This is a genomic window from Actinoplanes sp. NBRC 101535 (assembly GCF_030269225.1).
GTDB classification, from domain to species: domain Bacteria; phylum Actinomycetota; class Actinomycetes; order Mycobacteriales; family Micromonosporaceae; genus Actinoplanes; species Actinoplanes rectilineatus.
On sequence record NZ_BSSY01000064.1, the window covers coordinates 1 to 298 of the forward strand.

Here is a 298-nt window from a genome sequence, read left to right on the forward strand (position 1 = left end):
TCACAACCCCGAGGACCTCACCCGCCGATGGCATCATCTCTCATCACCGCACTGACCGTTACGGCACCCCACGCCGCCACCACCTCAACTGCGGTCACCAAGGGTAACTGTGGTGTTCTGCTGGACGTGCTGGCGAAGATCCCCGATCCGCGGGACCGACGCGGGATCCGTTACCCGTTGTCAGCGGTACTCGGCGTCGCGGTCTGCGCAGTCATGGCCGGGGCACCGTCGTTCGCAGCGATCACCGACTGGCTTCATGACCTCGACGAACAGGCCCGCACCAGGTTCGGCTTTCGGT

General features: G+C 64.8%; 1 protein-coding gene. It reads left to right on the plus strand.

Going from position 1 to position 298, the window contains the following annotated elements; translation table 11 throughout:
- Positions 1-27 precede the first annotated feature (27 nt).
- The coding region (locus QSK32_RS45360; protein WP_285475569.1) for a transposase family protein at positions 28-298 on the plus strand (271 nt) is incomplete at its 3' end.